General features: G+C 67.9%; 20 protein-coding genes and 1 pseudogene. 13 read left to right on the plus strand and 8 right to left on the minus strand.

Features of this window, described 5'->3' with window-relative positions; all coding sequences use genetic code 11:
* The first annotated feature begins 54 nt into the window (after positions 1–54).
* On the plus strand, positions 55–1,488 hold the full coding sequence (gene pyk / locus Q9K23_RS23705) for a pyruvate kinase (protein ID WP_053777865.1): 1,434 nt from the start codon (positions 55–57) through the stop codon (positions 1,486–1,488).
* A gap of 1,112 nt (positions 1,489–2,600) precedes the next feature.
* Here pyk and Q9K23_RS23710 read toward each other — a convergent pair.
* Complete coding sequence (locus Q9K23_RS23710; protein WP_053777808.1) at positions 2,601–2,810, minus strand: dodecin; 210 nt, start codon at positions 2,808–2,810, stop codon at positions 2,601–2,603.
* A 135-nt stretch (positions 2,811–2,945) separates the two neighbouring features.
* Positions 2,946–3,554 (minus strand): CHAP domain-containing protein, encoded by a 609-nt coding sequence (locus Q9K23_RS23715; protein WP_053777866.1) that lies wholly within the window; start codon positions 3,552–3,554, stop codon positions 2,946–2,948.
* A 142-nt stretch (positions 3,555–3,696) separates the two neighbouring features.
* Here Q9K23_RS23715 and Q9K23_RS23720 point away from each other — a divergent pair, with 142 nt between their 5' ends.
* The 3 genes from Q9K23_RS23720 (at position 3,697) to Q9K23_RS23730 (ending at position 8,604) form a co-directional block, all read left to right on the plus strand.
* Positions 3,697–4,575, plus strand: coding sequence for an acyl-CoA thioesterase II (locus Q9K23_RS23720; protein ID WP_020791107.1), 879 nt, complete (start codon positions 3,697–3,699; stop codon positions 4,573–4,575).
* A 119-nt stretch (positions 4,576–4,694) separates the two neighbouring features.
* Entirely contained in the window at positions 4,695–6,611 is a 1,917-nt protein-coding gene (locus Q9K23_RS23725; RefSeq protein WP_053777809.1) for an ABC transporter ATP-binding protein/permease, read from the plus strand.
* A gap of 160 nt (positions 6,612–6,771) precedes the next feature.
* A complete protein-coding gene (locus Q9K23_RS23730) occupies positions 6,772–8,604 on the plus strand; it encodes a long-chain fatty acid--CoA ligase (RefSeq protein WP_053777810.1) in 1,833 nt (610 codons plus the stop codon).
* Here Q9K23_RS23730 and Q9K23_RS23735 read toward each other — a convergent pair.
* Positions 8,562–9,272: a DUF998 domain-containing protein gene (locus tag Q9K23_RS23735; RefSeq protein WP_020791105.1), complete on the minus strand. Its 711-nt coding sequence runs from the start codon at positions 9,270–9,272 to the stop codon at positions 8,562–8,564. The two genes, Q9K23_RS23730 and Q9K23_RS23735, sit on opposite strands and share 43 nt — an antisense overlap.
* Positions 9,273–9,312: 40 nt before the next feature.
* Between Q9K23_RS23735 and Q9K23_RS23740 the strand changes: the two genes are divergently transcribed.
* From Q9K23_RS23740 to sigJ, 4 genes are all read left to right on the plus strand, one after another.
* A complete protein-coding gene (locus tag Q9K23_RS23740) occupies positions 9,313–9,936 on the plus strand; it encodes a TetR/AcrR family transcriptional regulator (RefSeq protein ID WP_053777867.1) in 624 nt (207 codons plus the stop codon).
* 32 nt (positions 9,937–9,968) lie between these two features.
* The gene (locus tag Q9K23_RS23745) at positions 9,969–11,189 is read left to right on the plus strand and encodes an oxygenase MpaB family protein (protein ID WP_053777811.1); all 1,221 of its coding nucleotides are present in this window, start codon (positions 9,969–9,971) and stop codon (positions 11,187–11,189) included.
* Positions 11,190–11,274: 85 nt separating this feature from the next.
* Positions 11,275–12,459, plus strand: coding sequence for an FAD-dependent oxidoreductase (locus tag Q9K23_RS23750; protein ID WP_305950302.1), 1,185 nt, complete (start codon positions 11,275–11,277; stop codon positions 12,457–12,459).
* Complete coding sequence (gene sigJ / locus Q9K23_RS23755; protein WP_053777814.1) at positions 12,456–13,367, plus strand: RNA polymerase sigma factor SigJ; 912 nt, start codon at positions 12,456–12,458, stop codon at positions 13,365–13,367. The genes Q9K23_RS23750 and sigJ overlap by 4 nt, the downstream gene beginning before the upstream one ends.
* A gap of 83 nt (positions 13,368–13,450) precedes the next feature.
* Here the strand turns inward: sigJ and Q9K23_RS23760 are convergent, their stop codons facing one another.
* Together Q9K23_RS23760 and Q9K23_RS23765 are read right to left on the minus strand one after the other, a co-directional pair.
* Positions 13,451–13,768, minus strand: a complete 318-nt coding sequence (locus tag Q9K23_RS23760; RefSeq protein WP_020789980.1) for a hypothetical protein — start codon at positions 13,766–13,768, stop codon at positions 13,451–13,453.
* A 67-nt stretch (positions 13,769–13,835) separates the two neighbouring features.
* On the minus strand, positions 13,836–14,723 hold the full coding sequence (locus tag Q9K23_RS23765; protein ID WP_020789983.1) for an MBL fold metallo-hydrolase: 888 nt from the start codon (positions 14,721–14,723) through the stop codon (positions 13,836–13,838).
* Positions 14,724–14,787: 64 nt separating this feature from the next.
* On the opposite strand from Q9K23_RS23765, the gene Q9K23_RS23770 reads away from it, so the two are divergent.
* The gene (locus Q9K23_RS23770; protein ID WP_053777868.1) at positions 14,788–15,186 is read left to right on the plus strand and encodes a YchJ family protein; all 399 of its coding nucleotides are present in this window, start codon (positions 14,788–14,790) and stop codon (positions 15,184–15,186) included.
* A gap of 29 nt (positions 15,187–15,215) precedes the next feature.
* Here Q9K23_RS23770 and Q9K23_RS23775 read toward each other — a convergent pair whose 3' ends face one another.
* From Q9K23_RS23775 to Q9K23_RS23785, 3 genes are read right to left on the minus strand one after another with little or no spacing between them, the layout of a single operon-like run.
* Positions 15,216–15,854, minus strand: coding sequence for a DUF2461 domain-containing protein (locus tag Q9K23_RS23775; protein ID WP_020789985.1), 639 nt, complete (start codon positions 15,852–15,854; stop codon positions 15,216–15,218).
* Between the two features lie 20 nt (positions 15,855–15,874).
* On the minus strand, positions 15,875–16,558 hold the full coding sequence (locus tag Q9K23_RS23780) for a response regulator transcription factor (protein WP_261977992.1): 684 nt from the start codon (positions 16,556–16,558) through the stop codon (positions 15,875–15,877).
* A complete protein-coding gene (locus Q9K23_RS23785; RefSeq protein WP_305950303.1) occupies positions 16,555–17,895 on the minus strand; it encodes a histidine kinase in 1,341 nt (446 codons plus the stop codon). The genes Q9K23_RS23780 and Q9K23_RS23785 overlap by 4 nt, the downstream gene beginning before the upstream one ends.
* Before the next feature lie 182 nt (positions 17,896–18,077).
* Here Q9K23_RS23785 and Q9K23_RS23790 point away from each other — a divergent pair, with 182 nt between their 5' ends.
* The 4 genes and pseudogenes from Q9K23_RS23790 to Q9K23_RS23805 form a co-directional block, all read left to right on the plus strand.
* Positions 18,078–18,338, plus strand: a complete 261-nt coding sequence (locus Q9K23_RS23790; RefSeq protein ID WP_152972809.1) for a hypothetical protein — start codon at positions 18,078–18,080, stop codon at positions 18,336–18,338.
* A 31-nt stretch (positions 18,339–18,369) separates the two neighbouring features.
* On the plus strand, positions 18,370–19,851 hold the full coding sequence (locus Q9K23_RS23795) for a cytochrome P450 (RefSeq protein WP_261977993.1): 1,482 nt from the start codon (positions 18,370–18,372) through the stop codon (positions 19,849–19,851).
* A 1,339-nt stretch (positions 19,852–21,190) separates the two neighbouring features.
* Positions 21,191–21,652 carry a hypothetical protein gene (locus Q9K23_RS23800; RefSeq protein WP_020792808.1) on the plus strand — a complete coding sequence of 154 codons (462 nt, stop codon included), beginning with the start codon at positions 21,191–21,193 and terminating at the stop codon, positions 21,650–21,652.
* Between the two features lie 57 nt (positions 21,653–21,709).
* Positions 21,710–21,859 (plus strand): annotated as a pseudogene (locus Q9K23_RS23805) (FAD-dependent oxidoreductase); the annotation flags it as partial.
* Between the last annotated feature and the right edge of the window lie 182 nt (positions 21,860–22,041).

The raw sequence follows: 22,041 nt of genomic DNA on the forward strand, positions 1-22,041 counted from the left end.
ACAAGTCGTGACGGCCGATAGGAAAGCCGAAACGAGCGGACTAAGGTGGACACCGTGACGCGCCGTACGAAAATCGTTTGCACCCTGGGCCCTGCCACCAATACCGAGGAACGACTCAAAGAACTCGTCGAAGCCGGTATGGACGTGGCACGACTGAACTTCAGTCACGGTACCCACGATGACCACCGCACCGTCTACGAGCGAGTGCGGCGAGCAGGTGACGCCACCGAGAAGGCCGTCGGCATCCTCGCGGACCTGCAGGGCCCCAAGATCCGTCTCGGCAAGTTCGTCGACGACGGTGCCCTCAACGGTCAGGTCATGTGGAACACCGGCGACGAGGTCCGGATCACCGTCGACGACATCGTCGGCACCAAGGATCGGGTCTCCACCACCTACGCCCAACTCGCCGAAGACGCCCAGGCCGGTGACCGGCTCCTCGTCGACGACGGCAAGGTGGGCCTCGAGGTCACCGCCATCGACGGCAACGACGTGGTCTGCACCGTCACCGAAGGCGGTCCGGTCAGCAACAACAAGGGCCTGAGCCTGCCCGGCGTCAAGACCTCCATCCCCGCACTGAGCGACAAGGACATCGACGACCTCGAGTTCGCCCTCGAACTCGGCGTCGACCTGATCGCCCTGTCGTTCGTGCGCAGCCCGTCCGACATCGAACTCGTCCACGAGGTCATGGACCGCGTCGGCCGCCGCGTCCCGGTCATCGCCAAGCTCGAGAAGCCCGAGGCCATCGACAACCTCGAGGCCATCGTGCTCGCCTTCGACGGCGTCATGGTCGCCCGCGGCGACCTGGGCGTCGAACTGCCCCTCGAGCAGGTGCCGCTGGTCCAGAAGCGCGCCATCCAGATGGCACGCGAGAACGCCAAACCGGTGATCGTCGCCACCCAGATGCTCGACTCCATGATCGAGAACTCGCGCCCCACCCGCGCCGAGGCCTCCGACGTCGCCAACGCCGTCCTCGACGGCGCCGACGCCGTCATGCTCTCCGGTGAGACCTCGGTCGGCAAATGGCCGCTCGAGACCGTCAGCACCATGAACCGCATCTGTCAGGCCGTCGAATCCGGTTCCCGCGACGTCCCGCCGCTCTCGCACGTGCCCCGCACCAAGCGCGGCGTCATCTCCTACGCCGCCCGCGACATCGGCGAGCGCCTCGAAGTGAAGGCCATGGTCGCCTTCACCCAGTCCGGCGACACCGTCCGACGACTCGCCCGACTGCACTCGCGGCTGCCGCTGCTGGCCTTCACACCCACCCAGGCCGTCCGCAGTCAGCTCGCACTCAGCTGGGGTACCGAGACGTTCATCGTCAGCAAGGTCGACACCACCGATCACATGATCGACCAGGTCGACCACCAGCTCCTCAAGATCGGACGTCTCAAGGTCGGCGACGTCGTCGTCATCGTCGCCGGTGCCCCGCCCGGCACCGTCGGCTCCACCAACATGATCCACGTCCACCGGATCGGCGAACAGGACCACTGAGTCCGGTCACGTCGGAAGCCGCAGTGCGCCCAGGTGCACCGCGGCTTCCTTGTCATCGCAGCGGTTCGGATGCTAGGTCGGCGAGTTCGGTGATTGAGCCGTTGAGGAGCGCAGCGACGAGGCGTGTCGAAATCTTCGTGGGCCGGGTGCGCGAGGTGACCGGCTCTGGGGTGGTCGCTTTCTGAGGTCGGCGAACCGGGTCTCGACACGGGTCCTCGCCCAGGGGCTCGGTCCCGGCTCGACCAGCGAAGACGTTGCGGACCGCAGCGATATCTCCGCGGGCCGGGTGCGCAGGGTGTCCGGCGAAGACGTTCCGGTGCGTAGCGATATCTCCGTAGGCCGGGTGCCCAAGGTGACCAGCGAATAAGTTGCGGCGCGCAGCGATATCTCCGCACGCCGGGTGCGCGAGGTGACCGGCGAATACGGTGATTGAGCCGATGAGGAGCGCAGCGACGAGGCGTGTCGAAATCTTCGTAGGCCGGGTGTGTGAGGTGACCGGCTCTGCGGTGGTCGCTTTCTGAGGTCGGCGAACCGGGTCTCGACACGGGTCCTCGCCCAGGGGCTCGGTCCCGGCTCGACCAGCGAAGACGTTGCGGACCGCAGCGGTATCTCCGCGGGCCGGGTCCGCGAGGTGACCAGCGAAGACGTTGCGGTGCGTAGCGATATGTCCGCGGGCCGGGTGCGCAGGGTGACCGGCGAATACGGTGATTGAGCCGATGAGGAGCGCAGCGACGAGGCGTGTCGAAATCTTCGTAGGCCGGGTGTGTGAGGTGACCAGCTCTGCGGTGGTCGCTTCCTGACGTCGGCGAACCGGGTCTCGACACGGGTCCTCGCCCAGGGGCTCGGTCCCGGCTCGACCAGCGAAGACGTTGCGGTGCGTAGCGATATCTCCACGCCGGGTGCGCACGGTGACCGGTGAATACGGTGATTGAGCCGATGAGGAGCGCAGCGACGAGGCGTGTCGAAATCTTCGCAGGCCGGGTGCGCAAGGTGACCGGCTCTGCGGGGGTCACGTCCTGATGTGAGCCGAGGTCGTCCCACTCGACCGGCGCGGGCATGCGCCGGTCGAGCAGTCGTCTTACGCGACAACCGTCGGGCGGGAGGAGGCCGCCTCACTCCTCGATCTTGAATCCGATCTTCAGACGCACCTGGAAGTGTGCGATCTGGCCGTCTTCGATGTGACCGCGGGTCTCGGTGACCTCGAACCAGTCCAGATGGTTCACCGTCTCCGATGCCCGGGCGATCGCATTGCGGATGGCGTCATCGGTGCCCGACGTCGATGAACCGACGACCTCGATTACTCGATACACATTGCCAGACAAGGGTATTCCTTTCGGTCTCGAGAACTCCGATCGCGATGGGGCGATCGGGCCGACTCGTGCCGACCTCTCACTTGTCTACCCCGCTTCGCGCTGGTGTCGACCTCGAATCGACAAACCGTGACCGCGCCGCGTCTCTCACGGATGCGTGCCGTCGTCCCCGATGACGCTCCGGCCGAACCCGACGACGCCGGCGTCGGAAGCCCAGTCCAGACGGTGGACCCGAATCCGGCCCATCTCGTTGCCACCGACGGTGGTGGCCGTACCGCCGTCGACGGCGACCACGACATTGGTGTGCTGACCGAATCCGGAGCTCCGGTCGTACAGGACGACGTCACCCACGCGGGGTGTGTATCGGCCGACCGGCTCGAATCGGCCGCTGTCCTCGTAGTACTCCTGCAATGTGTAGACACCCGGGATGCGCCAGTGTCCGGAGTTCGGATTCGACAACGGCTGACCGGCCTCGCGCAGAACCCAGCTGACGAAGTCGGCGCACCACGGCTCGTCGACACCCTCGGAGTAGAACGTGCCCGGGCGCTGCGCGGCATGCTCGCTGCGCAGGAGTTCTACGATGCGCACCTGCGTCGGAGTGAGGCCTACGGTATCGACCGGGATCTCGGCGGTGTCCCACGGCAACCATCGGTCCGGGGCGGCGCGAACGGCGAGAACCCCCACGCCGACAGCGACGATCAGCGCGACGGCCACCACAGCCCACACCTGACGTCGGCGACGCGTGGATCGGGCGATCTCGGTGGTCGTCGATGTCGGCGCGTCGACGTGATCGCTGCTCACCCCGACGAGTGTAGAGATCGTCGATGTGAAGATCGGGTTCCGGAATCGGGATCGCCCCGGCCTTCTGACCTCTCCGGCCAGCGCCTAGGGTGGTCGCATGACAGCGGAACGCTCCGGCGACCTCGGCAAACTCCTCGCCCTGCTCGACGTCGAGCAGCGTGACGACGATCTCTTCATCGGCCTGCACCCGGAGCAGAAGACCGCACGTACTTTCGGCGGCCAGATGCTGGGTCAGGGTGTGGTCGCCGCATCGCGCAGCCTGACCCGCGGACAACCGCCGGTCCACGCCCTGCACGCCCACTTCATCCGCGGCGGCGACGTCAACAAGCCGATGGAGTACCACGTCGCGCGGTTCCGGGACGGCAAGTCGTTTGCCAACCGTCAGGTCACCGCGATGCAGGACGGCGAAGAGATCTTCACGATGCTCGTTGCGTTCCAGGACAATTCGGCCGGACTCGAGCATGCCGTGGAGATCCCGCAGGTGCCCTACCCGGAGGAGTTGCCGCCCTTGGGTGAGCACTTCAAGGGCTTCGAGGACACGATAGCGACCTTCGTGAATGCGCTGCACCCCATCGACATCCGGTTCGCCAACGATCCGTCGTGGAAGATGCGCGAGGCGGGGGAGACGTTGCGCGACAACCGTGTCTGGATGAAGACCGACGGTGTGATGCCCGACGACCCGATCATGCACGTCGCCGCGATGTGTTACGCCTCCGACACCACCGTGCTGGACTCGATCATCACCACCCACGGATTGTCCTGGGGCATCGACCGGCTCTTCGCCGCCACCGTCAACCACTCGATGTGGTTCCACCGGGACTTCCGGTTCGACGAGTGGATGCTCTACGCCACCCGATCGCCGGTCGCCACCGGTTCCCGCGGGATGGGATCGGGCCGATTCTGGATGCGCGACGGCACTTTGGCCACCTCGGTTGTGCAGGAAGCGCTGATCAAGTACTTCCCGCCCAAGAACTGACGCGGCGTCGCCGGGCGACACCGGCACCCATCCGATCCCATCGTGCGGTGGAAACCGCCACTGCGGGATACACTTCGGCGATCTGACCGACGGCAGCCGGCCGACGTCGAGGGGGGTTGATGGAGTACAGCGTCGATTGGGGCACCGAGATCTGGGCGACCCTGCGATGGATGGGTGTGGTCTTCGCGATCACCATCGTCGGATTCATCGTGGTGGGCTTTGTCCTTGCCCGGTTCACCGTGTGGGGCAAGCAGTTCTGGCGCGTGAGTGGCCGGTTCTTCCTGGGACCGCAGACCCGGACGGTCGCCTGGGCCTACCTGATCGGCCTCATGTTGCTGTCGCTGTTCGGGGTGCGGTTGTCGGTGCTGCTCACCTACTTCAGCAACGATCTCTACACGTCGTTGCAGATGGTGGGTCAGGGGTTGACCGGCCAGGGGCCCGAAGGCCAGGCGATGCTCGACGCCGGCAAGTCCGGGTTCTGGCACTCGATGGCCGTCTTCGGCATCCTCGCCGCGATCCACGTGGGGCGCACCCTTCTCGAGATCTACGTCGGCAGCGCATTCGAGATCAGATGGCGGTGGTGGCTCACCGAGAATGCGACCGCCGACTGGATGGGCGGGCGGGCGTTCTACCGCAACCGATTCGTCAACATCGGTGACCACCACAAGGATTCGGATATCCAGCCCGGTATCGACAACCCGGATCAGCGGATCGAATCCGATATCACCAATCTCGCGAGTTCGAGTCGGGTGCTGGTGTTCAGCTCGGGCGGCTCGTCCACCGGCGGCGTGATCCCGGCGATCGTCACGATCGTCTCGTTCACCAAGATCCTCTGGGACCTCTCGGGTCCGATGACGTTGGGCGGGATCGAGATCCCGCGCATGATGGTGTGGCTGGTCTTCATGTACGTGCTGATCGCGACCGCCGTCGCATTCTGGATCGGCCGACCGCTGATCCGGCTGAACTTCTGGCGTGAGCGTCTGACCGCCAACTTCCGCTACTCGCTCGTCCGGGTGCGCGACGGCGCCGAGAACGTCGCCTTCTACCGCGGCGAAGACGTCGAACACCGCGGACTGATGGCGCGATTCGGCGCGGTGATCGACAACTACTGGCAGATCATCTACCGGACGATGAAGTTCGTGGGCTGGAACTTCAGCGTCACCCAGGTGTCGGTGGTGTTCCCCTACATCGTGCAGGCCCCACGGTTCTTCGAGGGTTCGATCAAACTCGGCGACATGTCCCAGACGGCAGGGGCATTCGGCAATGTCCACGATGCGCTCTCGTTCTTCCGCAACTCCTACGACGACTTCGCCAATCTGCGGGCGTCGATCCTGCGTCTCGACGGACTCGAGGACGCCGACACCAAGTCCCGTGCGCTACCCGAGATCGACACGGTCGACCGCGACCGGGCGGTGCAGCTGACCGACGTCGGGATCAGCACACCCGCCGGTGACGACCTCATCCGCGACCTGAACCTCACCCTCGGGCCCGGCGACGCGCTGGTGATCAAGGGGCGGTCCGGGGCGGGCAAGACCACCCTGCTGCGCGGGCTGGCCGGATTGTGGCCCTATGTCGACGGCGAGTTCGCCCGTCCGGCAGGCGATCGCACCCTGTTCCTGTCGCAGATCCCTTACATCCCACTCGGAGACCTCCGCACCGCCGTCGCCTACCCTGCGCTGCCCGACGCCGTCGGCGACGACGCCATCCGGGCGGCCCTGCAGCAGGTGTTCCTGCCGCACCTCGTCGACCGGCTCGACGAGGAGGAGGACTGGTCCAAGGTGCTCTCACCGGGCGAGCAACAGCGCGTGGCATTCGCCCGCGTCCTGTTGACGCGGCCCGACGTGGTCTTCATGGACGAGGCGACCTCGGCGATCGACGAGGGACTCGAGTACTCGCTGTACTCGTTGATCCGCACCGAACTCCCCGAGACGATCCTGGTGTCGGTGAGCCACCGCAGCACCACCGACCGCCACCACACGTCGTTGCTGGAGCTGACCGGCGGGGGCAACTGGGAGCTGCGTCCGGTGCAGGGCTGATCGGCCCGCGGCCGCCGACCGGACACCGGTGGCAGAGGGCGTTCTGACGAGCGAGTTTTACCATCTGATTACCAATTCCGGCGTTCCGGGCGTGCCGCCCTCGAATCGCAGTACGGTGATTCGCATCACACCTGTTTCTGCGACGCGAGGGACCTCAGACATGGCACAGCACGAACGGATCACCTTCCCGCATGCGAGCGGGGCGAAGGTCGCCACGCTGCCCGAGGCGTTCCAGGCCTCGGTACGCATGCACCCGGACAAGGTCGCCCTCCGGACGGTCGGCGGCATCCAGCAGATCACCTGGGCCGAGTACGGCCGACGCGTCGAGTCGATCGCACGCGGTCTGGCCGCACTCGGGGTCGCCCGTGGCGACCGGATCGGCATCATGCTCACCAACCGCCCCGAATTCCACCTCGTCGACACCGCCGCACTGCATCTCGGCGCGGTCCCGTTCTCGATCTACAACACCAGTTCGCCCGACCAGATCGAGTACCTCTTCGGCAACGCCGACAACACGGTCGTGGTCACCGAGCAGGTCTTCCTCCCGGTGCTGGGTGCCGCGTCGACGGGGGTGACCACGACGATCGTCGTCGACGGTCCCGCGACCGGGACGATCACCCTCGACGACGTCGAGAAGTCGGGCTCACCGGATTTCGACTACGCCGCGAGCTGGCAGGCCGTCGTGCCCGAAGACCTCGCCACGCTGATCTACACCTCCGGCACCACCGGGCCGCCGAAGGGTGTGGAGATCACGCACCGCAACATCATCGCCGAGCTGACCGCACTCGCCGAGATCGTCGACGTCGGCTTCGACGACCGCGTGATCTCATATCTGCCGGCCGCCCACATCGCCGACCGCGTCTCGTCGCACGCGGCGAACATGGCCCGCGGAATCCAGATCACCACGGTGCCCGACCCGCGGGAGATCGCCGCGGCACTACCAGAGGTGCGGCCCACGTTCTTCTTCGGCGTGCCCCGGGTATGGCAGAAGATCCGCGCCGGGATCGAGGCCAAACTCGCCGAGGAGACCAGCCCGGTCAAGAAGAACCTCGGTGCGTGGGCGATGGCCGCAGGGGCTGCCGCCGCCCACGCCCAGCTGACCGGGACCGGACAGGGGCCGATCTCCGGCATCCAGCACGGCCTCGCCGACAAACTCGTCCTGCAGAAGGTGCGGGCGGCGATCGGCATGGACCAGCTCACCTTCGCCGGATCGGGGGCGGCCAGCATCCCGTCGGAGGTCCTCGAATTCTTCCTCGGCCTGGGCATCCCCGTCCTCGAGGTGTGGGGGATGTCGGAGACCACCGGCGTCTCCACCATGACCACCCCGGCGAACATGAAGATCGGCACCGTGGGCAAGCCCATCTCGGGGATGGAGGTCAAGATCGCCGATGACGGCGAACTGCTCGTGCGGGGCCCGGTCGTGATGCGCGGCTACCGGAACATGCCGGACAAGACCGCCGAGGACATCGATCCCGACGGGTGGCTGGCCACCGGTGACATCGCCGCGATCGACGAGGAGGGCAACGTCACCATCGTCGACCGCAAGAAGGAACTGATCATCAACGAGTCCGGAAAGAACATGTCGCCCACCAACATCGAGAACGCGATGAAGGCGGCGTCCTCGCTGATCGGTCAGGTCGCCGCGATCGGCGACGGCAAACCCTATGTCTCGGCGCTCGTCGTACTCGATCCCGATGCCGCCGCCGCACGGGCCAAGGCGCTGAACATGCCCGACGCCGACGTCGCCGCGCTCACCCGGCATCCGGCGGTCATCGAGGAAGTGGTCACCGCGGTGCGATCGGGCAATGCGAAACTCTCGCGGGTCGAACAGGTCAAACGGCTCACCATCGTGCCCGAGGCCTGGGATCCCGGGGGAGTGGAACTGACCCCGACGATGAAGCTGCGACGCAAGCCGATCGCCGACAAGTACGCCGAGCAGATCGACCGGCTCTATCGTGCCGAGCCGGATGCCGGGGTGGTCGATCTGCGCTGAGTCGCCACCGCCACACCCCACAGCATCAGCCACACCGACATCCCGCCGACCTGGATGCGTTGTGCCAGACCGAGTCGGTAGTCCCCGTGCAGATCGTCGGCGGCCAGCATCCACACCGTCGCGACGGCGATCACCACGAGAACCGCCAGACCCCAGTGCCGCAGCAGCGGCCAGACCGGGGTGCGCCATGCGGCGAGTACACCGAGGATCATCGCACCGAAGATCGCGAACACCGCGACCGTGCTGGTCAGCGCATGGATGTGGTGCAGTTGGGGGAGCAGGCCGCTCGGCTCCTCGGGACAATCGGCGTCGATGTGCGGGATGCATTCGATCGGGGAGAGCGCATCGGTGATGGTCGCGACCCCGAACAGCGCGAGTGCCACGATCGCACCGCGCGCCGCAACCCCGCCGACCGCCGGCCGGGGTACCAGCATGAGTGCGGCCGCACCGATCGCGCAGATGCTGGTGGTGACGTCGCCGGCGATGTACCACCCGCGGTGCGGGCGATGCGCGGCGTCGAGCTCGCTGAGGAAGCTGCGCAGCGGATCCAGCGGTGAGGCCCACAGGAACTCCAGCACCCAGGACGAGTAGCAGATCCCGGCCAGCGCCACCAGGACTCCGGCGCAGAGGAGACGCACGGTGAACTGTCGGCGATCGGCGGGTGGCACCCGGTCAGACTAGTAGGGTGAATCCTCGCTGGAGGTGACCATGCCCGAGGAGATGTCGCTGCGCCGCGGCCGCGGCCGTCCACCCGGCCCGCCGGTCGATCCGGCACGTCGCCGGGAAGAACTGCTCGATGCCGCCGAGCGGGCGATCCGGGTGTCCGGGAGGCCCGACGTCGGACTCGCCGACATCGCCTCGGCAGCGGGCCTCACCCGGTCGGCGGTCTACGCCGTGTTCTCCGATCGCAGCGCGGTGATGGAGGCCCTCGCCCGCCGGCACGCCGATATCATCCTGCGCCGGCTTGCGGCCATCGTCGACGGTGTCACCGATCCCGCCGAGCAGACGCGGGCGGCCATCGAGATCCTGGCCCGGTGGTTCGACGACGAGCCGGCCCTCGCACGCGCACTGACCGGCCGGCTCGACCGTCCGGCGGCCACCGATGACGGCCTGATCGTCGGCACCGTCGCCGACATCCTGCGGGACGGCTTCATCCGGCGGGGCGGTGACCCGGCCTCGGCGGAGCCGTGGGCGCATGCTCTCGTCGGGGCGGTCGCCACGACGGTCGGCTGGTGGGCGCAAACCCGAACGATGAGCCGCGAGCAGATCGTCGACCACCTGTTCCTGCTGGTCTGGGCGGGTTTCTCGGGAGTCGGCCGACCCCTTCCTTGACGCTCCCCGACACAAAAGACACACTGTTCTTTATGGGGATCAGGGTGGAGTCGCAGGATGCGGCGAGAATCACCGGGGCACGCAACTGGGCGGCGGTCCGAGCCGAGTTCCCGGTGCAGGTCGACGCGATGGCCCGGGGACTCCACGTGGGCGATCCGCCCGCCGACGCCGTGGTCGCCGACCTGACCTCGACGCCCGGGGCGTCGTGGAGTTCGCTCATGGCAGCCCTCGACCGCCCCGCGGAACTCGACGAGATCTCCCCGGCGGCAGCGCGCCTCGTGCGCGCCGCCGCCACACCACCGTCATGGTTCGAGCCCGACCTCGCCCGTGCCGGCGCCGAGGCCTGGTGGCGCTTCGGCTCCCTGCAGTCGAGCACCCTCTATCAATCGCTGATCTACGGCTATCAGGCCCCCGGTTTCATCCGGCCCCTCGTCGCCACCGGCCGACTCGCCGACCGCACCTGGGATCGCGTGCAGTCCACCGCGCGCTGGGTCACCCTCGCCACCGCCCCCGGCCTGATGGAACCGGGCGGCCAGGGCTGGCTGGAAACCCTGCGAATCCGGCTGGTCCACGCCATGGTCCGCCATCACCTGCACGCCGAATGCGACTGGGACGATGCCGCGTGGGGTGTGCCGATCAACCAGACATACGCCCAGCTCACCATCGTCGCCGGGTTCCTGGTGCTGCCGATCGAGGTCGCCGGTGACCTCGGTATCCGGTACTCGCGTGCCGATCTGGAGGCGATCACCCACCTGTGGCGCTGGATCGGCTGGGTGATGGGCGTCGACGAGGACCTGCTCCCGCACGGATTCGCCGACGCCCAGCGCATCCACCGCATCTCCCAACGGTTCCGGCTCCGCCCCGAATCGGAGTCCAAGGTGCTGGTCCGGGCGCTGCTCGACGACGGCTACCGTACCGACCTCGGGTTGCCCGGGCCGCTCAACGATGCGGTGCACACGCTCGCCCGGCCGTTCCTGCGCCCGCTGCTGGCCGCGGTCTCCACCCGCTGGGTCGATGGTGAGATCGCCCGTGAGATGGGCCTGCGGTCGACCCCGCTGCACCACGTCGTCGACCTCGCCCGACCGGTGGTCCGATCCCGTGAACTCATTCGGGCACTCGGCCTCCTCGGATCGGAACGTACTGTGGCACAACGGGAACTGCGCCTGGTGGCCAACCGTCTCGGAATCGATCTCGATGCGCGGCCGGGTGTCCCCGCCGATGCCGGCGTCGAGGATCTCGACGCTGTGTCCTGACCGCTGTCACATTCCGGGCGCGGGCGGTGTCTTGTTCTCGACCCACCCCACGGGGGGCGGGCGACAACCGCACAAGGAGCCCTCCATGTTCACCACACACACGTCCCGCGACACAACGCCCCGACAGACCGTCGTCGTCCTCGGCGGTGGCTACGCCGGCGTCACCGCCGCCAACCGACTCGCCGCCGACCGGGGCCTCGACGTCGTCCTGATCAACCCCCGCGATCACTTCGTCGAGCGAATCCGGTTGCACCAGTGGACCGCCGACACCGGCGACCCCCGACACCCCTACGCCTCGGTCCTCGCCGCCGGAGTCCGGCTGATCGTCGACGCCGCCGAGCACATCGACGCCGCCCACCGCCGGGTACGGCTGGCCTCGGGCACGGTCCTGGGCTATGACCTGCTGATCTATGCGGTGGGCAGCGCCGGTGCCACCACCATTCCCGGCGCCGCCGAGCATGCCCTGGCGATCTGTGAATGGGAATCGGCCGGACGCATCCGCGAACGCATCGCGACCCTGCCCGAACGCTCGGCGATCAGCGTGGTCGGCGGCGGGCTCACCGGGGTGGAGACCGCAGCCGAGCTCGCCGGACTCGGCCACCGCATCACCCTGGTCGCCGGCGGCGAGATCACCCCCGGCATCTCGCCGCGGGCCCGGGCGAGCACCCGCGCCACCCTGCGCCGCCTCGGCGTCATCGTCCGCGAGCACACCGTGGTGCACCGGATCGAGGAGACGGGCGTCATGGTGGGCGGTCCCGACGGCGACGCCGAGATCACCGGTGACCTCACCGTCCTCGCCGCCGGGTTCACCGGCCCGGACCTGGCCCGAAACAGCGGACTGAGCTGCGACGACGCCGGACGGCTGCGGACCCACGCGAGCCTCGTCAGCGTCGACGACACCGCCATCGTCGGCACCGGGGACGCGGCGGTCCCCGACGGTGTGCACACGCGGATGAGTTGCCAGGCCGCCAGTCAGCTCGGGCTGCACGCCGCGAAGACCGCGCGTGCGCAACTCGCCGGACGGCCCCCGACGCCGGCACATCCGGTCTTCGTCTCGCAGTGCATCAGCCTCGGTCGCGAGGCGGCGACCCTGCAGGTCACCCACCTCGACGACGCCCCGGCGCGTACGGTGGTCACCGGCCGCGCCGCGGTGCTGGTCAAGGAGTACGTCTGCCGCGGCACGGTGTGGGGACTCAAGGGTCTCGCGCGCATGGCGGGTCGACCGAATCCGGCGGCCGTCGCCGAACCGGTGGAGGTCGCAGGGGTATGACCACGGGAGACGCAGAGCCCGACGAGCACCTGCGGGTGTTCATCGAGCATCGGCCGTTGCTGTTCACCATCGCCTACGAGATCCTCGGCGCAGCAACAGAATCCGATGACGTACTGCAGGAGAGCTATCTGCGGTGGGCTGCGGTGGACCTGTCCGGCGTCGACGATCGGCGCGCCTACCTCGCGAAGATCGTCACCCGTCAGGCGCTCAACGCGGCACGCACGGCGATGCGCCGGCGCGAGGACTACATCGGCCCGTGGCTGCCCGAACCGATCCTGCTCGACGAGAACGACCCGGTCGACGACGTGGTCCTCGCCGAGTCGGTGTCGACGGCGATGCTGGTGGTCCTGCAGTCACTGAGTCCGGACGAGCGGGCGGTGTTCGTGCTGCGCGAGGTGTTCGGCTTCGCGCACGACGAGATCGCGGCGATGCTCGGGAAGCGCGCGGCGGCGGTGCGGCAGACGGCGCACCGGGCACGCGGTCACGTGCAGTCGCGGCGGCCGCGGTACACACCCGCCGACGACGAGGCCGCCGCCGAGGTGACCAGGGCGTTCCTGGATGCCGCGTCGTCGGGTGAGATCGACGCGCTGATCGGGGCGCTGGCCCCGGATGTCACGTTCATCGCCGACAGCGACGGCAAGGCGAGCGCGGCCCGGCGCCCGATCCAGGGGGCGCAGCGGGTGGCCAGGGTGCTCCGCGGATTCGTCACGACCGGTGTCCGGCGTGACATGCGGATCGAGCTGCTCAGCATCAACGGGATGCCCGGATTCTCCGTCGAACTGACCGGCGACCCGGGCGGGGTGTTCTGGCTCGACGTCGTCGACGGCCGGATCCAGCACATCTACGCGATGCGCAATCCGGACAAGCTCGGCGGACTCGATACGCCGCGTTCCATCGCACGGAATTGAGTGGACTACTGGGACAGGGGAATTCGGGGAAAGGGCGATTTCGGGGACAGGTGATGTCGGGGGCGTCGAACGACCCGGACGTCTCAGGCCACCCGCCGGTCGGCATCGTGGACGTCGTCGAGCAGGCCGCCCGGGTCGATGACCATGATGACCGGTCCCATCGACTCGGTGGCACGTTCGATGACGGTCGCGATCTGGTCGGGGTCGGACGGGTCGGAGACGACGGCCCACACATGGTCGTGGATGCGGGCATCGACGTAGGCGACCAGGTCACGGGTGCAACGTCCGGTGACCGCGACCGACCGGCCGTTGTGTAGCAGCTGATCGATGATCGCGGTGGAGCGGACGGTGCCGTCGGTGACGACGAGGACGGTATCGGTGGGGGTAGGAGCGATGTGCATGTGACCATCACACCCCCGGCCGCTGGGACGGCGCCGTGACGGTCCTGGCAGTTGGCTGGAGGCCGGTTCAGGCCACCGTCCGGATCAGTCCCGTCTCGTGGTCGACATGCACCGCACCGGCTTTGACCAGGCGTTCGAGATGGAGTTCGGCCGTCCGACGTTCGGTGGCCCGGACCCACGGGGAGGTCACATGGGGACGGTAGACCAGGCGGTGGTCCACGATGTCGTCGAGGGTTCGCGGTTCGGTGAGGAATGCCACCAGGCGTTCCTCCCGCTCGACGATGCGGTGGCGGTAGGCCGCGATCCTCGTCGCGAACTCCTCGCGCCCCTCGACCACGCCCTTGTGATGGAAGGTCGCATACCAGCGGGCCTCGACCGACGCGGCGTGGTCGAGCGAGGCGAGGAAGTCGTCGAGATCCGATCCGCGGTCGCCGTAGAACGGTCCGAACGACGAGAGGTCGATGTCGGCGACGTAGAAGAAACCGTCGGGTTCCACCAGCACCCCGCAGTGACCGGCGGTGTGGCCGGGCAGATGGATGACCTGCGCGCGGCGGCCGCCGAGATCGAAGACGTGGTCGCCGTCGACCCCGTGCACCCCGTCGCGGGTGGCGGCGAGGTGATACTCGGTGGTCAGAGCGGTGGCGGCGACCGCACGCTCCTCGGGGGTGAAGTCGTACTCGTCGAGCAGCAGCTCCAGGGAGCCGACGATGGGGGCGTCGAGGCGATGGGCATAGGTCTCGCCCGAACAATGCCGCAGACCGGCCATGTGGTCTTCGTGCGCATGCGAGATCATCACGATGTCGGCATCCACCGGATCCCGGTCGAGTGCCAGGGACGGGTCGATCAGCATCGTCGCCTCGGAGCCGGGCACCACCACCGAGTTCCCGTACGGCACCACTCCGCCGTTGTCGGCGAACAGTACCGACACCGACCCGAACGACCGCTCCGTCACCATGGAATGCAATTTGCTCATCCGGGCCGGGGAAGTCAAGCGGCACGCGCCCGATACCCTGACCGACATGCGAGAGGTGGAGGCCGACGACCGGTGCCCGTGCGGCACCGGCGAGGTGTACGGACAGTGCTGCGGGCCGATCCTGGCCGGCGACCGGAAGGCGCCGACGGCCGAGGCATTGATGCGGTCACGGTTCAGCGCCTTCGCGACCGGCGACCGCGACTACGTCGTCGGCAGCTGGCACCCCGACACCCGACCCCGGCGCCTGACCCTCGACGACGAGCTCGACTGGTATCGGCTCGACATCGAATCATCCACGGCCGGTGGTCCTTTCGACACCACCGGCGAGGTGACGTTCACCGCGTACCACCGCAACGGATCGCTGCGGGGCAGCCTGCACGAGCACAGCCGGTTCACCCGCGTCGACGGTGCGTGGGTGTACCTCGACGGCACCCTCGAGTCCTGACCGACGCGCTCGTCGACGTCGGTTCCCGGTCAGGGGGCGTCGTTGCCGTGCCGCAGGATCCACTCGATCAGCGGTGTGGTCTCGCGCCAGTCGACGCGGATGCGCTCGACGAGTTCGGGGGTGTGGATCATCTCGTCGAAGCCGTAGTCGCGCATCGCGGTGAACGTCTTGTGCCGCAGCAGCGCGATCCGGGGATGGTCTTTCGGGAAGCCGCGCGGTGCGGTCTTGAGCCGATCCCCACCGAACTCCCACCCGGCCGAGGTGAGTGTCTCGGCGATCTCGATCAGCTCGGCTCCGTGGCGCTCGTGCACGATGGCCGATCGGATGGCGGCGAGCCGGTCGGTGGAGACGTCGTAGATCCCGCCGCCGACCCGGACCCCGGGTGCCCCGATCTGCACGTAGTAGCCGGTTGCGGGGGCCACCGCGACATAGGCGCCCTGATGGGTCTTGTACGGTGTCTTGTCGTTCGAGAACCGTACGTCGCGGTAGGGACGGAACAGTTTGGCCGATCCGAACTCGTCGGCGAGATCGTCGGTCAGCGCGGTCATGGGTTCGGCCACCGCGGTGCGATAGGTCTGTTTGTGTTCTTCCCAGAACGCCTTGGTGTTCTCGATCTCGAGGTCGTCGTAGAAATCGAGGGCGGCCTCGGGAAACCCCGCGAAACTCATACCGCCCAGCCTAGTCGGCGTCACGCGCGCGGTGCGACCACGCCATGATCGAAGGCGAACACCACCGCGGCGGCACGGTCGCGGACGCCGAGCGCCCGGAAGATCTTGCCCACATGGCTTTTCACCGTCACCACCGAGATCACCAGTTCGGCGGCGATCTCGTCGTTGGTCATCCCGCGCCCGATCAGCTCGAGCACGGTGCGTTCCCGGGCGGTGAGCATCTCCAGCGCCGCGGCACCGCGCGCACGGCCGGGCGCAGGGGCGCTGCGATAGGTGTCGAGGACCCGGGCGGTCACCGCCGGATCGAGGACGGCGTCACCGGCGGCCACCACCCGCACCGCACGGATCAGTTCCTCGGCCGGGGAGTCCTTGAGCACGAAGCCGGCCGCACCGGCCCGCAACGCCTCCGACAGCAACTCCTCGTCGTGAAAGGTGGTGAGCACCAGGACCGGCGGGGCGGGATGGTCGGTGGAGTCGCCGGCGCGCAACCGCCGCGTGGCCTCCATGCCGCTGATCCGTTTCATCCGCAGGTCCATCACCACCACGTCGGCCCCTGCCGACCGCAGCGTGTCGGGCACCTCGTCACCGTCGGCACACTCGGCGACGATCTCGAATCCGTCTTTGCGACGCAGGATTCGGCGCAGTCCCGATCGGACCAGTTCCTGATCGTCGACGAGCATCACCCGGATCGGTTCGTCGCTCACGTACCACTCCTCGAGGTCAGATGGGCGGGATCGCGGCGGGTGGGGTGGGCGTCGGCGGCCGGGTCGTCGACGACACCCGCGCCGCGTTCGGGGGCGTCGGTCGATGTCGGCGCGTCGTCGTCGGATTCACCGGTGACCGCGTCCCGCAGTGCGGCGATCCGCGGGCATCCGTGCGTGCCGTCGGTGTCGAACTCGGCCACCACATGCCACATCCCGCCGCTGATGTCGGTGCGGACCCGGCCGTTGAGGTTCTCCACCCGTGCGGCCATCCCGGCCAGGCCGTAGCCGCCGGCCGATCGGCGGGTCCCCGGGCTGACCGGGTTGCGGACCGCCACGACGTACCCGCGTTCAGCGTCGGGCTCGACGACGACGTGTACCGGGTGTCCGGGTGCATGTTTGGCCGCGTTCGAGAGTGACTCCTGCACCACCCGGAACACCGCGAGTTCGGTGGCGCTGCTCAGTGCTGTCAGCGGTGGGCGGTGGCAGAACGACACGGTGGAGCCGGCCCGGCGGAATCCGTCGACGAGTTCGTCGAGGTCACCGAGACCGGGTTGGGCGGTGGTGGGTGCCGATTCGTTGCGGAGCAGGTCGATGGTGGTCCGCACGTCGGTCATCGCCGCCCGGCCCTGTTGTTCGGCATCGCGCAGGGCGTCGAGTGCGTCGGCGATGTCGGCGGGGTCGGCCGGGCCCGCATCCTGCAGGGCACGCCGCGCAGCGGTGACGTTGAGCAGCACGATCGCCAGTGAATGCGCCACCACGTCGTGGACCTCACCGGCGATCGCCGCGCGGTCGAGGGCCACCTGGCGGCCACGCTCGCGTCGTTCCACCTCCAGCAGGTGCAACTGCTTCTGCAACAGGTGACCGACGGCGCCACCGAATCCGACCATCAGGATGAACACCCAGCCCTGCTCGACGACGCCGAGGACGGTGCCGATCACCGCCGCAGCGGTGTAGAGGAGCGTGTAGACCGCGCCGGAGCGCAATGACGAGACCCCGGCCGACATCGCCGCCCCGAGGACCAGGACCAGTGGGGCGACATCACCATGAGTCGGCACCAGCCAGAAGAACGCCACGGTGCCGATCAGCAGGAGCGGCAACATCCAGACGTGGGGTTTGGTGCAGGCCACCACCGCGCCGGTCACGGCCACCAGTGACGACCCGACGGCCAGCGCCACGAACAGCCAGTCGATGCCGGTGACACCGCTGATCACACGCTGGACCGCGGCGAATACGACGAAGAAGAGCAGGCCGCAGTCGGAGATCAGCATGTACACCGGTGGATACTCGTACCCGGCGTGTGTGAACCAGGTGCGGTATCGATCCATCAGCCACCGCATCCGCCGATTCTAACGCCGCACAGGCGTCCCGGTCCTCCACCCAGGGGTGGATTCCGTATCCACCCGCAGAAGGTCGCAGAGTTCCGTCTCCGGCCCGGTGACCTGCGGTGATCCGCTCAATAGCGTGATGGTCAACGCCGGCACACATCGCGGAGAGCCGGTTCTACGAAAAGGAGACCGAGATGTGGTTCGCCCTGATTAGTGTGGGAGTACTACTGGTGATGTGGGCGCTGTTGCGCGATTCGCGCGGCCTCGACTATCGGTCACGTGAGGTCGATGCGGCGATGGCCGAGCGTGAGTTCCGTGCGACGGTGCAGGCCCGACGCCGCCGGCGTGCGGCGGCACAGGCCCGCCGCGCAGCCGAACAAGATGCCCGGCAGCGACGGGCCCAGGAACGTCGGGCGGGCGGGGACCTTCCGCCGGCAGCCGGATACGCACACTAGGGGAGGGGAGAGAAAGATGACCGGAACGACGATGACAGACGCACTGACACACGGGGTCTCCCGGATGGGGACGGTGGTCCGGGCGATCCCGCGGACGGGATCGGCGACCACGGGGTGGCATCTGCGATCGGCCGACGCGTCGTCGGGGATCGCGGGCGGTGACGAGCGTGCCGAGCAACTCGACGACGACGCGTTGGCGCCGGCGCCGATGTCGAAGCGTGTCCGTATCGAATCCCTGTGGAACTCGGTGAAATTCGTGCGGCGGCAGGGTGACGTGCTGTTCGGTGACGCGGCCGGGGGCAGCGATGTGCTCTGCTACGACCTCGCCGGTGGTCCGGGTCCGGTGACGGTGGTGTGCAATCCCGCGCACATCACCTCGATCATGACCGCCGACCCGGCGATCGCGCCCTCGGCCACCCGGCAGTCGCCACTGCGGCCGATCGTCGGCCCCAACTCGGTGCTGACGTCGATCGGTGAGCGTCATCGCGGGCAGCGGGCCCTGTTGATGCCGCGCTTCCACGGCCGGTCGGTGGCGGCCTACCGGGAGAGCATCGAGCGGGCGACCGCGGCACGGATCGACGCGTGGCCGGTGGGTGAGCCGGTGCGGCTGGCCGATCTGGCGCAGCACCTGACCCTCGACGTGATCATGTCGGCGGTGTTCGGGCTCCCCGACGGTCGGCCCACCACCGAGGCCGAGCGGGCATTGCGCACTGCGCTGATCCGCGCGCTGCACATGTCCACACAACCGGTGGCGACCGCCGCGCAGCTGATGAACGGTTTCAGCGAGAACCCGGTGGGTGTCACCAAACTCGTTCTCCGGCCGGTGGATCGAGCGATCTCAGGGATCCTGGCCGAGCGTCGTGCGGAGTCCGGCCGGCGCGAACGCACCGACATCACCGCACTGCTGCTCGACGCCCGCACCGAGGACGGGCAACCGCTGTCGGACGGCGAGATCCGTGACGAGTTGCTGACCCTGGTGCTCGCCGGTCACGAGACCACGGCGAACACCGTGGCATGGACCTTCGAGCGACTGACACGCAACCCCGGTGTCTACGACGATGCGCGTGAGGCGGTCGCTGCCGGTGACGACGGCTACGTCGCCGCACTGCTCAACGAATCCATGCGTAATCGTCCGGTGGTGCCGATGGTTGCCCGGGAGATGCTGCGGCCCTGGAGGTTCGGTACCACCCTGGTGCCGTCGGGGATGACGGTTCTGGTCAGCATCCTGCTCCTGCATCATCGCGACGATCTGTATCCGCAGCCGTTCGCTTTCGATCCGGGACGTTTCCTCGGTGTGCGGCCCGCACCGCACACCCTCCTGCCGTTCGGCGGTGGGAATCGGCGGTGCCTCGGCGCCGCGCTGGCGATGGCCGAGCTGACCACCGTCGTCACCGAGATCCTGCGCCGCGTGGACCTGGAGACCCACGACCGGCCAGCCGAACGCCCGCGACACCGCAACGTCACGATGATCCCGCAGGACGGCGGCCTCGTCCGCGCGCTCGCCGTACGCTGATCGGATCGGCTCGATCATCAACTGAGCGTTGGTGGTTGAGCCGATGAGGAGCGTAGCGACGAGGCGTGTCGAAACCTCAGACGGCCGATGTCGCCAGCGTGACCACCTCTGGGGTGGTCACTGTCCAGCGTGGGCTGCGGGGATTTCGACTCGGGTCCTCGCGATGCTCGGTCCCGGCTCGATCATCGGAGGGTGTGATGCTCAATCATCAACGGCTAGTTGGTGGTTGAGCCGATGAGGAGCGTAGCGACGAGTCGTGTCGAAACCTCAGACGGCCGATGTCGCCAACCCGGCCACCTTGGAGGTGGTCACTGCCCAGCGTGGGTTGCGGGGATTTCGACTCGGGTCCTCGCGATGCTCGGTCCCGGCTCAATCATCAACGGCTAGTTGGTGGTTGAGCCGATGAGGAGCGTAGCGACGAGGCGTGTCGAAACCTCAGACGGCCGATGTCGCCAACCCGGCCACCTCTGAGGTGGTCACTGCCCAGCGTGGGTTGCGGGGATTTCGACTCGGGTCCTCGCGATGCTCGGTCCCGGCTCAATCATCAACGGCTAGTTGGTGGTTGAGCCGATGAGGAGCGTAGCGACGAGGCGTGTCGAAACCTCAGACGGCCGATGTCGCCAACCCGGCCACCTCTGAGGTGGTCACTGCCCAGCGTGGGTTGCGGGGATTTCGACTCGGGTCCTCGCGATGCTCGGTCCCGGCTCAATCATCAACGACTAGTTGGTGGTTGAGCCGATGAGGAGCGTAGCGACGAGGCGTGTCGAAACCTCAGACGGCCGGGCTCGCCAGCGTGACCACCTTGGAGGTGGTCACTGCCCAGGGTGGGTTGCGGGGATTTCGACTCGGGTCCTCGCGATGCTCGGTCCCGGCTCAATCATCAACGGGTCGTCGACGAGGCGTGTCGAAACCTCTGTCGGCCGACGTCGCTGACCCGGCCACTTCTGAGGTGGTCACCTCCCGAGGTGGGCTGCGGGGATTTCGACTCGGGTCCTCGCCTTTCCGGCTCGGTCCCGGCTCAATCATCAACGGCTAGTTGGTGGTTGAGCCGATGAGGAGCGTAGCGACGAGGCGTGTCGAAACCTCAGACGGCCGATGTCGCCAACGCGGCCACCTCTGAGGTGGTCACTGCCCAGCGTGGGCTGCGGAGATTTCGACACGGGTCCTCGCGATGTTCGGTCCCGGCTCGATAGTCGAAGCGTGCTCGGCTCGATCGGCGGAGGGGTCCCGGCTCATCATCAACGGACCGATGTCGGTCATCCGACCGAGGGTGTCTGCCGATGTCGGTGCCGGGTTGTTACGTTGATCGGCTCTGCATCCGACGACGAGAGGACCTGCGATGAGCATCGACACCGGTCGCATCCCGTGCCGCGCCGCCACCGACCGGCACGAGGTGTGCTTCAACCTGTGGGCATTCGCCGAGGCGTCCACTGGACTGATCCGCCGGATCAGTGGAAAGGCCTACATCCTCGACGGCACCGACGAGCAGAACTCTGCCGTGTTGCGGTCGCTGGCCGGCACGGACTTCCGGACGGCCGCCACCCGTCCGGTGCCCGACCATCTGGGGGTGATCGGCCGGGACGGCCGACGGATCGCCGGCGCCGTGCTCCCTGGTCGGCTGTCGGAGGTGAGCACGATCTTCGGGGCGCTCTTGGACGAGCTGTCGGTGTTGCCCGTGCAACTGTGCACCGTCGACGGGCGGTACGCCGAACTGCCGCAGCCGGTGGTGGAGGCTCCGCTGTATGTGCTGACCGTGGTCGTCGAATATACGGACGGGCGGCTGGTCCCCGGGGTGCGGTGAGCGTCCGGCGTCTGACGCGACAGCAAAGGTGTAAACATGACAGCGTCAAGGCCCGAGATGTCTTTCCGTCGTTACGACGTCGTCGTGGGCGCGGGCATCGTCGGCTTCGCTCACGCCTATCACGCACACCGTCAGGGACTCTCGGTTGCGGTCGTCGACCATGTCGATCAGGTCGCCGGGGCGTCGGTCCGCAACTTCGGCCACGCCAGCACCACGACGCTGTTCTACGGGTTCGCCGGTGCCGCTGCGCTCGCCGCGATCATCCCTGTCCTGCACTGGAATCGGGTGCCCGCCACCGAGCGGTCGCCGAGTGCGTGCGGATCTGCCTGTGCTGCATGGCCCTCGCCCTCGCCGTCGACGACCTGACGGCGAGGCCGCAGGCCCGGTGG

Source organism: Gordonia sp. NB41Y, assembly GCF_030718915.1.
In the GTDB taxonomy this organism is placed as follows: Bacteria; Actinomycetota; Actinomycetes; order Mycobacteriales; family Mycobacteriaceae; genus Gordonia; species Gordonia desulfuricans.

What these genes read in the sequence shown, in the direction of transcription:
- Q9K23_RS23720 (WP_020791107.1), top strand. Translation starts at nt 3,697, where the DNA reads ATGACAGCGGAACGCTCCGGCGACCTCGGCAAACTCCTCGCCCTGCTC.
- Q9K23_RS23725 (WP_053777809.1), top strand. Translation starts at nt 4,695, where the DNA reads ATGGAGTACAGCGTCGATTGGGGCACCGAGATCTGGGCGACCCTGCGA.
- Q9K23_RS23730 (WP_053777810.1), top strand. Translation starts at nt 6,772, where the DNA reads ATGGCACAGCACGAACGGATCACCTTCCCGCATGCGAGCGGGGCGAAG.
- Q9K23_RS23740 (WP_053777867.1), top strand. Translation starts at nt 9,313, where the DNA reads ATGCCCGAGGAGATGTCGCTGCGCCGCGGCCGCGGCCGTCCACCCGGC.
- Q9K23_RS23745 (WP_053777811.1), top strand. Translation starts at nt 9,969, where the DNA reads ATGGGGATCAGGGTGGAGTCGCAGGATGCGGCGAGAATCACCGGGGCA.
- Q9K23_RS23750 (WP_305950302.1), top strand. Translation starts at nt 11,275, where the DNA reads ATGTTCACCACACACACGTCCCGCGACACAACGCCCCGACAGACCGTC.
- sigJ (WP_053777814.1), top strand. Translation starts at nt 12,456, where the DNA reads ATGACCACGGGAGACGCAGAGCCCGACGAGCACCTGCGGGTGTTCATC.
- Q9K23_RS23760 (WP_020789980.1), bottom strand. Translation starts at nt 13,768, where the DNA reads ATGCACATCGCTCCTACCCCCACCGATACCGTCCTCGTCGTCACCGAC.
- Q9K23_RS23765 (WP_020789983.1), bottom strand. Translation starts at nt 14,723, where the DNA reads ATGGTGACGGAGCGGTCGTTCGGGTCGGTGTCGGTACTGTTCGCCGAC.
- Q9K23_RS23770 (WP_053777868.1), top strand. Translation starts at nt 14,788, where the DNA reads ATGCGAGAGGTGGAGGCCGACGACCGGTGCCCGTGCGGCACCGGCGAG.
- Q9K23_RS23775 (WP_020789985.1), bottom strand. Translation starts at nt 15,854, where the DNA reads ATGAGTTTCGCGGGGTTTCCCGAGGCCGCCCTCGATTTCTACGACGAC.
- Q9K23_RS23785 (WP_305950303.1), bottom strand. Translation starts at nt 17,895, where the DNA reads ATGCGGTGGCTGATGGATCGATACCGCACCTGGTTCACACACGCCGGG.
- Q9K23_RS23790 (WP_152972809.1), top strand. Translation starts at nt 18,078, where the DNA reads ATGTGGTTCGCCCTGATTAGTGTGGGAGTACTACTGGTGATGTGGGCG.
- Q9K23_RS23795 (WP_261977993.1), top strand. Translation starts at nt 18,370, where the DNA reads ATGACAGACGCACTGACACACGGGGTCTCCCGGATGGGGACGGTGGTC.
- Q9K23_RS23800 (WP_020792808.1), top strand. Translation starts at nt 21,191, where the DNA reads ATGAGCATCGACACCGGTCGCATCCCGTGCCGCGCCGCCACCGACCGG.